The 9,022-nt window shown below is 32.7% G+C and carries 12 protein-coding genes; 8 read left to right on the forward strand and 4 right to left on the reverse strand.

Annotation, left to right across the window (positions count from 1 at the left end; all coding sequences use genetic code 11):
* Positions 1 to 22 precede the first annotated feature (22 nt).
* Together SOI86_RS02555 and SOI86_RS02560 are read left to right on the forward strand one after the other, a co-directional pair.
* Entirely contained in the window at positions 23 to 1,378 is a 1,356-nt protein-coding gene (locus SOI86_RS02555) for a GTP-binding protein (RefSeq protein WP_320682042.1), read from the forward strand.
* Entirely contained in the window at positions 1,366 to 2,424 is a 1,059-nt protein-coding gene (locus SOI86_RS02560; RefSeq protein ID WP_320682043.1) for a WD40 repeat domain-containing protein, read from the forward strand. The genes SOI86_RS02555 and SOI86_RS02560 overlap by 13 nt, the downstream gene beginning before the upstream one ends.
* 34 nt (positions 2,425 to 2,458) lie before the next feature.
* Here the strand turns inward: SOI86_RS02560 and SOI86_RS02565 are convergent, their stop codons facing one another.
* The gene (locus SOI86_RS02565; RefSeq protein WP_320682044.1) at positions 2,459 to 2,614 is read right to left on the reverse strand and encodes a hypothetical protein; all 156 of its coding nucleotides are present in this window, start codon (positions 2,612 to 2,614) and stop codon (positions 2,459 to 2,461) included.
* Positions 2,615 to 3,179: 565 nt separating this feature from the next.
* Between SOI86_RS02565 and SOI86_RS02570 the strand changes: the two genes are divergently transcribed.
* Positions 3,180 to 3,452 (forward strand): DNA gyrase, encoded by a 273-nt coding sequence (locus tag SOI86_RS02570; protein WP_320682045.1) that lies wholly within the window; start codon positions 3,180 to 3,182, stop codon positions 3,450 to 3,452.
* A gap of 27 nt (positions 3,453 to 3,479) precedes the next feature.
* On the opposite strand, the gene SOI86_RS02575 is transcribed toward SOI86_RS02570, so the two are convergent.
* On the reverse strand, positions 3,480 to 3,713 hold the full coding sequence (locus tag SOI86_RS02575; protein ID WP_320682046.1) for a hypothetical protein: 234 nt from the start codon (positions 3,711 to 3,713) through the stop codon (positions 3,480 to 3,482).
* Between the two features lie 31 nt (positions 3,714 to 3,744).
* Entirely contained in the window at positions 3,745 to 3,981 is a 237-nt protein-coding gene (locus SOI86_RS02580) for a hypothetical protein (protein WP_320682047.1), read from the reverse strand.
* 128 nt (positions 3,982 to 4,109) lie between these two features.
* On the opposite strand from SOI86_RS02580, the gene SOI86_RS02585 reads away from it, so the two are divergent.
* The 5 genes from SOI86_RS02585 to SOI86_RS02605 all read left to right on the forward strand — a co-directional run bounded on the left by SOI86_RS02585 (position 4,110) and on the right by SOI86_RS02605 (position 8,612).
* Positions 4,110 to 5,552 carry a circularly permuted type 2 ATP-grasp protein gene (locus SOI86_RS02585; RefSeq protein WP_320682048.1) on the forward strand — a complete coding sequence of 481 codons (1,443 nt, stop codon included), beginning with the start codon at positions 4,110 to 4,112 and terminating at the stop codon, positions 5,550 to 5,552.
* 1 nt (position 5,553) lies between these two features.
* Positions 5,554 to 6,495: an alpha-E domain-containing protein gene (locus SOI86_RS02590; RefSeq protein WP_320682049.1), complete on the forward strand. Its 942-nt coding sequence runs from the start codon at positions 5,554 to 5,556 to the stop codon at positions 6,493 to 6,495.
* Positions 6,496 to 6,506: 11 nt separating this feature from the next.
* Positions 6,507 to 7,364, forward strand: a complete 858-nt coding sequence (locus tag SOI86_RS02595; RefSeq protein WP_320682050.1) for a transglutaminase family protein — start codon at positions 6,507 to 6,509, stop codon at positions 7,362 to 7,364.
* A gap of 172 nt (positions 7,365 to 7,536) precedes the next feature.
* Positions 7,537 to 8,010 carry an HNH endonuclease gene (locus tag SOI86_RS02600; RefSeq protein ID WP_320682491.1) on the forward strand — a complete coding sequence of 158 codons (474 nt, stop codon included), beginning with the start codon at positions 7,537 to 7,539 and terminating at the stop codon, positions 8,008 to 8,010.
* 83 nt (positions 8,011 to 8,093) lie between these two features.
* Positions 8,094 to 8,612 carry a pentapeptide repeat-containing protein gene (locus SOI86_RS02605; RefSeq protein ID WP_320682051.1) on the forward strand — a complete coding sequence of 173 codons (519 nt, stop codon included), beginning with the start codon at positions 8,094 to 8,096 and terminating at the stop codon, positions 8,610 to 8,612.
* Positions 8,613 to 8,622: 10 nt separating this feature from the next.
* On the opposite strand, the gene SOI86_RS02610 is transcribed toward SOI86_RS02605, so the two are convergent.
* Entirely contained in the window at positions 8,623 to 8,976 is a 354-nt protein-coding gene (locus SOI86_RS02610) for an ATP-dependent metallopeptidase FtsH/Yme1/Tma family protein (RefSeq protein WP_320682052.1), read from the reverse strand.
* Positions 8,977 to 9,022 lie beyond the last annotated feature (46 nt).

The following is a 9,022-nucleotide window of genomic DNA, read 5'->3' on the forward strand; positions in this document are numbered from 1 at the left end:
TTTATTTAGTAAAAATCTTTAAATGAGCATCAAAGATAAAGTTCCCGTAACCATCCTCACTGGATTCTTAGGCTCAGGGAAGACTACTTTGCTTAATAAGATATTAAGTGAAGAGCACGGGAAAAGAATAGCCGTAATTGAGAATGAATACGGTGAAGTAGGTATAGATCAAGGGCTCGTAATTAATGCCGATGAAGAAGTATTTGAGATGTCAAATGGGTGCATTTGTTGTACTGTTCGCGGTGATCTAATAAGAGTCCTTGGCAACCTTATGAAAAGGAGAGATAAGTTTGACTATGTTTTAGTAGAAACGACAGGGTTAGCAGATCCTGGGCCAGTTGCTCAGACTTTTTTCATGGATGAAGAAATTAGTTCCGAATTTACTCTTGATGGAATTGTAACTTTAGTTGATGCTGCACATATTGATCAGCAATTAGGAAGAAGTGATGAAAGTTCAGAACAAGTTGCGTTTGCAGATGTTCTTGTCCTAAATAAAACTGATTTGGTTTCTGATGATGCTCTAGATACTCTTGAATCAAGATTGAGAGATATGAACCGAATGACTCGAATCATTCGAGCCGAGAATGCCCAAGTACCCATCGAAACAGTCCTAAATCTAAGTGCATTTGATCTCGATCAAATCCTTAAACGCAGACCAACATTTCTTGAACCAGAATATCCTTTTGAATGGACAGGTGTTTACGACCTTGATGCAGGTAAATATGAATTAATGCTAGATGAAGGTCCCGATCCAGAAATGTCATTAGTAGCTTTTGCTAACCAAGGTGAGAGTGAAGAAGAACTTAAAGATGGTGCTGAATCCTGCGTAAGACTTTATGCAGAAAAAGCTAAAAGCTTAGAACCTGGGAATATCATTCCATTTAGAGAACATATAAACCTTAAATTGCAGGATAAAGGAAATAAATCATTCATATTAGATATCGAAAAGGGATCAAAGATAGGTTTATATACACAGCACACCGCTGAAGAATTCAATATGAAAATCATTAAAAGTGAAGACAATAATTCAAAAGAGATTCCATTTAATATTGAAAGATTCTGGCAAGCTGAGCACGAACACGATGATGAAGTAACGTCAATTGCAATTGAACGATTTGGAGATGTTGATCCAGAAAAACTTAATACTTGGTTGGGCAGACTTCTTTCTGAAAAAGGGGTGGATATTTTTAGAACAAAAGGTTTCATTAGCTACGCAGGAAACCCACAGAGAATAGTTTTCCAAGGTGTACATATGTTATTTACAGCACAACCTGATAAAGAATGGGGTAATGAACCTCGTAGAAACCAACTTGTTTTTATAGGTAGAAATCTGGACGAGAAAGAGATGCGTGAAGGTTTTGAAAAATGCCTGATATAGAATCATTTAGCCCAAGGGGGATGTTCCACGAGGGATGGACAGCTGAAGTTAATGATTATGCAATCGTTTGTGGTTGGGCTATTAAAGGAAAGTTATTCATTGTTGGGGATGTAGCAGGAGGCATTTTTGCCTTTGAAGGAGATACTGGGAAAATTATTTGGAAAAAAGAAAATACACACTCTGGTGGTCTACTAGCAATGTCCATTCATCCAGAAGGAGAGATTTTTGCAACTTCTGGTCAAGATGGAAATATCCAAATATATAATTGCCACGAAGGTAAAGTAATTAAAACTCTCGAACTTGGCAAGGCTTGGGTAGAGCATCTTAAGTGGTCGAATGATGGCTTATTTCTTGCAGTAGCTTCTTCAAAAAAAGTATATGTTTTTAATGAAATTGGTGAAGAAAAATGGGTCTCAGATGATCATCCAAGCACAGTGAGTGCAATAAAATGGTCAAATAATAATGAGCTAGCTACAGCCTGCTACGGGAGAGTAACATTCTTTGACATAGTAAATAATAAAACGAATCAAAAACTCGAGTGGCAAGGATCATTAGTCTCAATGGAATTAAGTCCTGATGGTGATATAGTCGCCTGCGGGAGTCAAGACAATTCCGTTCATTTTTGGAGAAGATCAACCGGAATGGATGCTGAAATGACAGGATACCCAGGAAAACCTAGTCATCTTTCCTTTGATGATAGTGGAAAATTATTAGCGACTAGCGGCAGTGAAAGAATTACGGTATGGAGCTTTATAGGTGACGGTCCTGAGGGAACTATGCCGGGAGAGCTATTTCACCATACCGAACCTATTTCTAGTCTAGCCTTTTCAAATAAAGGTATGCTTGTAGCTTCAGGATCTAGAGATGGTTCTGTAGTCGCAAGTTTTCTAAAAAAAGACGGTAATGGTGACCCAGTTGGGGCTGCATTCGCAGGCGATTTAGTGGGTGCAATATCTTGGAGACCTGATGATTGTGCACTAGCTGCAGTTAATGCAAAAGGGGTGGTAAATGTATGGAAATTTAAAGTTCGTACTAATTCCTTTTGAAGGAATTTAAGCAGGAAAATAAAAATCATTCAAACTACCAATAGTTTGCTTTTAAATGTCTTTCCATACAAATGACCTCACAGTCATTATCTATTCCTTTTGGGTGAATATCGCAATATGAGAGACATTGAAAATATTCGTCTATAGGATTAGATTTATCAGTTTTACTAGCTTCTTTCGAATGATTCATAAAAGAGTTCCTCAATTATTTAAAATTAAGATAGTCGAATTAAATATCAAAAGAAATAAGCAAAACTTACTAAAAATATCTCAAAAAATTAACACGATTGATAACTACTCTCGGACATTTTTAATTAAAAAGCAATGCGTATAAAAACGGATTGTCTTTAGAGAAATATTTTCCTAATTTTATATTGTTGAGTTCTAGGAGGTCTTTCAAAATGATCGATAGCCTGCCTGAAATTTCGGAATAACCCGAACTAATTTAATTAACTGCTCCAATTATTTTTTATTAATGTCTAAGCTTACATCTTCTGCATCGTTCAGGTGCCCTTTAAGAAACAAGCTTAATTCTAGAGTGTTTGCCCCAGTTAAAGACAATTAGTTAATTTTGGTGAGCATTACCTTAATAGAGGTAATAGAGGTTAATTACAAGGATCCATGATTTAGGTGCGTTATTAACTTCAGTTAAAATATAAGTAAGAGATAAAAGAGGGCTTAAATAAGCCCTCTTTTTTTTTAAGATGACTTTCTTCCAGTTTTATAGATAATGATTAAAACAATAAAATTTTAAAATGGTTCGATATTATTGCCCATATTGCAATCCTAAATATCAATTTCAAAAACAAACCTCAAAAGGTACTTTGATTTGTGGCTTGTGCGGAGAGGAACTTATAAAAAAACCATTTATTAGGTTGAACCAGATAATTGCGTTAGTTGCTGCGTCATCATTACTTCTACCATTAATATATACTTTTATTTTTTTAATTAAAAATCAGATAAATCCTCCTAATAAAAATTATCAAGCAAATAGTAATTTAATGATAATTATAAAAGAAACACTTTAATAAAACAATTTAAAAGATCCTGAGAGGTTAACCTCTACATAGTGATTTATTTAAACAAGAATTTTTACTCTCAATATTTATTTGATCATCAATATTTTTTAATTTGTTTTTATTACTTATTACTTTAACTTTTTGCCCACAATGTTCTTTGCAACCACCATTAAATAAATTATGTGCATACAAATTGGTAATATTCGTAAGTAATAAAACAAAAATTATTTTATAAATTTGATAAAAATAAGACTTAATCTTTAATATCATTTTCCCAGAATTAGTAAATAAATAATATCAGTTAATTCCAAGGAGTGCTTATAAGTCCCCATATATCGAAGAAGAAAAATAAAACTGCAATAACAACAAGATCCCATGCTCTTTCCCTAAAAGCCCAAGGTGCAATAAAAACTTCTCCAAGTCCGTGAAGTGCCGCCCCTACTGGTAGATGATCAAGAACCAGCAGACTGTGAGAGAGGATAAAAAGAAAGCTTGCGAAATATCTAAAAAAAACAAATTGCCAATTACTAGAACTCATACCTTTTAGATTTTTAAGAAATATACTTCAATGATCAAAATAATGATATGGATCTAGTCAAGAGATATTATTTTTGGTAGCCATAAATACGAATAAAGATAAAAAGCTAAAGTAAAAATTACTAAACGATGAAATATATGTTTTCAAGTTATCAGCCTAAAAATAGTTTTGATGAATATTTTAAGGATAATGTTAACTCTGCTAGAGAAATATTGATTCCACTTCTTTCATCTTTAGATAATATGGGTCTTGAGGAATTAAACAGGAATCATTCTGCCGCAAAAAAATTATTACTAAGACATGGTGCAACTTTTAGATTAAATGATACTGGTTTAAAAGGTACTGAGAGAATATTACCTTTTGATCCACTTCCTAGAATAATTAGTAGAGATGATTGGGTAACTTTAGAAAAAGGGCTAAAACAAAGGCTTGAGGCAATTGATTTATTCCTAGATGATATTTATAATTCTCAAAAAATAATTAATGATGGAATAATTCCAAGAGAATTAATAGAGAGTTCAGAAGGTTGGAGACCCCAGATGATAGGCTTCAAACCACCACTAAATAAATGGTGTCAAATTTCAGGACTTGATTTAATAAGGGACAGAAAAGGAGATTGGCATGTTTTAGAAGATAATTTAAGGTGCCCTTCTGGGGTTGCTTATTTTTTAGAAAATAGATTAGTTATGAAAAATATTTTTCCTAATCTTTTCTCTGGAAGAATAGTAAAACCAATTGATGAATATCCATCATATCTTTTAAAAACTCTTCAAGAACTTGCAGTATGGACAGATACTCCCAAGATAGTTCTACTTACTCCTGGAATTTTTAATAGTGCTTATTTTGAACATAGTTATTTAGCTCAAGAAATGGGCATCCAACTAGTTCAGGGTCATGACTTAGTTTGTAATGATGATTATGTATATTTAAAAACTACCTCTGGATTAAAAAGAGTAGATGTCATTTACAGAAGAATTGATGATGATTTCTTAGATCCTCTTAATTTCAGAAAAGATTCCTGCCTTGGTGTTAGCGGATTACTTGATGTTTTTAAGGCAGGTCATGTTGCTTTGGCAAATGCGCCTGGGACTGGGATAGCAGATGACAAAATGATTTATTCATTTGTTCCAAAAATGATTAAATATTATCTTGATGAAGAAATTATTATTAAAAATGTAGAAACGTATATTTGTCATTACCAAAAGGATCGGGAATATGTTCTAGAAAATTTACCAAAACTTGTTGTTAAGTCTGTCGCCGAAGCTGGGGGTTATGGAATGTTAATTGGACCTCACTCAACAACAAGTGAGATAGAAGAATTTGCCAATAAAATTAAAAAAAATCCTAGAAATTTCATAGCACAACCAACCTTAGAATTATCTACTGTGCCATCGTTATGTGATGGAGAACTCTATCCATGTCATGTTGATTTAAGACCATATATCTTGAGAGGGAAAGATTCATGGGTAAGCCCTGGTGGGCTTACGAGGGTAGCATTAAAAAAAGGATCATTAGTCGTCAATTCTTCTCAAGGTGGAGGATGCAAAGATACATGGGTTGTAGGTAAATAATATGCTTTTAAGTCGTGTAGCAGAATCTCTTTATTGGATCAATCGTTATTTAGAACGTGCAGAAAACATATCTCGTTTCGTGGAAGTAAGTGAAGCAATGTCATTAGATTGTCCGCCAGGAAGTGCAGAACCTTGGCTCCCGTTAATTGATGCTTCGAGTGATAGAGAATCTTTTGATAAAAGATTCCCAGAGAAAAAACCCGATGACGTTATTAATTTTTTAATAAGAGATCGTTTAAACCCAAATAGCATAATTTCTTGCATTCAAATGGCAAGAGAAAATGCTAGACAAATCAGAGATGTCTTGACCACAGAAATGTGGGAACAGATTAATATTTTATATTGGAATATGCAAGAAGGAGAAGCAATATGGAATAAACCAAGACAAGAACAATTAAGTGAAATAAGGAGGGAATGTCAGCTTTTTTATGGAATTACAGATGCGACTCTAAGCAAAGATCTTGCCTGGAGATTTAGCATTCTTGGAAGATTAATCGAAAGAGCTGACAAAACATCAAGAATTTTAGATGTGAAATATTATTTACTCCTTCCCAGCTTAGATGAACTTGGAGGAGTTCTTGATGAGCTGCAATGGATAGCACTTTTACGTTCAGCTGGAGCTTATCAAATGTTTAGGAAAGCAGAGCAAAATTCTATAAAGCCTAATTCAGTTGCGAGATTTCTTTTACTTGATCCAATTTTCCCTAGATCAGTAAGATACTGTCTTGATGGGATAAGCAATACTCTTAAAACAATTGATACCTCTCCTTCAACTGAAAATCCTTCAGAACTAGAATGCATGAGAGGTTTGCTTAAAGCAAAGTGGAGTTATATCAGAATTGAAGATATAATCAATGATGGTTTACATGAGGCAATCGATTCATTGCAAATGGATTTAAATAAATTAAATGAACTCATTCAAGAAAAATATTTTATTAATTAATAATTTTATTAATGAGAATTAAATACATTCACAAACTTGAATATAAATACGAAGACCCTGTTGAATTAGGTGAGCATAGATTATGTATAAAGCCAAGGTCAAATGGCTTCCAAAAATTAAAGAATTTTGAATTAAAAATAACCCCAGAACCAGAAATTATTTATCCATTACTTGCTGCCAGCGGAGAAGAGATTAATAGAATCAGATTCAATGGGTTAACAGATAATTTAATTATTGAATCAATTAGCGAAGTTGAAACTATTAAACATCCAAACATTATTGATGGAGTTAAAAATAGAGATTTAACATTACCTTTTTGTAGAAGCATTATTAACAGAGATTTACAGGGAGCATTGGAGGGATGGATGCCTAATGGACAACACGATCCCTCTGCCGTAGAACTTGCCCAAGAAGCCTTAGCAGGAAGCATTAATAACGCATTATCATTTACTTACCAGCTAATAGAGATTATTCAAGATCGGGTTAAATATACCAAAAGACATACAGGACCAGCATGGCCGGCTAGTAGAACACTTAGAGAACGTATAGGTTCATGCAGAGATTTAGCAATGCTGATGGTAGAAGCTTGTAGGTCTATAGGTATCCCAAGTAGGTTTGTAAGTGGTTATCATTTTGAAGATCCGTTACCCTCTGAGTTGGATTTACACGCTTGGGCTGAATTATATATTCCAGGCGCTGGTTGGAGAGGTTTTGATCCAAGCGGAAAAGGATTAATAGATGATAGATATTTAACATTAGTATCCTCTTCAAAATCTAATTTAACTTCTGTAATTACAGGAAACTTTATAGGAAAAAATAATTTAGAAAATACTTTATCCTGGGAAATCAAAACTCTTGAAATAAAATAAATACTAAATTTTTAATCTTTTAAAAACAGGAAAATATAAATAACAATATGTTTCTTTTTTAGTGTTAATTGATACGTTCTTGGATAAATATATCTGTTTTCATTTGTGTAATCTTTAAAGAAAATTGAACTCAAGTTTAGAAATTCCAATTATCAAATCAAACAAATCGAAAATGTTTGAATTGATAAGTTATGAAAAATTTCGCGATACAAAAGATGTAAGATTTTTTGATATTAGTGTTAATGAATCAAACTATAGAGATCTAGTTATTCACAGTGGTCCTGCAGTTAGTCCGCCAAATGATGAAGAATTTAATAATTGGCAGTTTTACATACATTACAATCAAGAAGATAATCTATTAGCTATCTCTGGTGGAAGAACTTTTTTTCTTGTAAATTTTGGCTGGGATTATCCATTTTATAAAGTTAGATTAGAATCTTGCGGATATATTCTAAGAATACCTAGAGGAACATTTCATAGATCAGTATCTGACGAAAACGGTTCCATAGTTTTAAATCAAGCCATAAGAGATAAAGGCGGCACAGTTAAATCTGAATTCAAGGTTAGAAATAGTAAAGATAACAAAAGACTTCTTGATTGTATAACCAATTTAGAACCTAGATTTAAAATTTATAGTGTTAAATAATCTTAAAAAGGAGTCCCAAATTTATACATCAATTTAAATAATTATCTAATTGTTATAAAATAAAAATATTCAAATACTTTGGTATGAAATTTTTTAGTTTTTTAAAATATTTTTTATGCATTACTTTTTCTTTTTTAGTTTTATCTTCTCCAGTTTTTGCGGGAGCAAATGTTGCTGTTAAGGGAGAGGGAGATGAGGTGCCAAGTTATGTAAGATCTGATATTACAGGATACGATTTCCATGGAGAGGATCTTCATCTATCGTCTATAGCGGGAGCGGTTGCCAGAGACGCCGATTTTAGTGACGTTGATTTACATGGAACCACATTAACGCTATCTGATTTAAAAGGTTCTAATTTAAATGGAATCAACCTTACAGATACTCTTTCTGATCGAGTTAATTTCCAAAAAACAGATCTTAGAAATGCTGTTTTAATAAATATGATCGCATCAGGCAGCAGTTTTGCAGGAGCTCAAATAGAAGGAGCAGATTTTTCATTCGCTATTCTTGACAGCGAAGATCAAAGAAATCTTTGTGAAATTGCTGATGGAATCAATCCAACAACAGGAGTTTCAACGAGAGAAAGTCTTGAATGTCGTTAGAAAATTTAAATCATAAGTAAACTTTCTCACCATTAACAAATTTATAAATTCTTTGTTCATCATCTCGAAATATCATTTCACCATTTAATTTGGATTTACTGAATTTTGAAAGCCTTGCTCTGTGTATATTAGATTTTCTTTTAATGTTGTCTTCTTTATCATAAATTCCAATAAAGATATTTATATTAGGGTTTGAAAAGGTTTTTTCTTCCTCTCTTAAAAAAATTCTTTCTATATTTGTTTGCGTGCTCTGCAGTTTATTTTTAAATTTGTTTAATTTTATGTTCTTTGTTTTTTTAGAATTAATTTTTCTATAGAGCAAAAAGATAATTCCGAAAATTAAAATAGTTAAAAATTTATTCATTACCTATTTAATTTTTATTTTTATATCTACCCCTAAGTTACTTTTA

It is taken from the genome of Prochlorococcus sp. MIT 1314, assembly GCF_034093315.1.
Lineage (GTDB): Bacteria > Cyanobacteriota > Cyanobacteriia > PCC-6307 > Cyanobiaceae > Prochlorococcus_A > Prochlorococcus_A marinus_Y.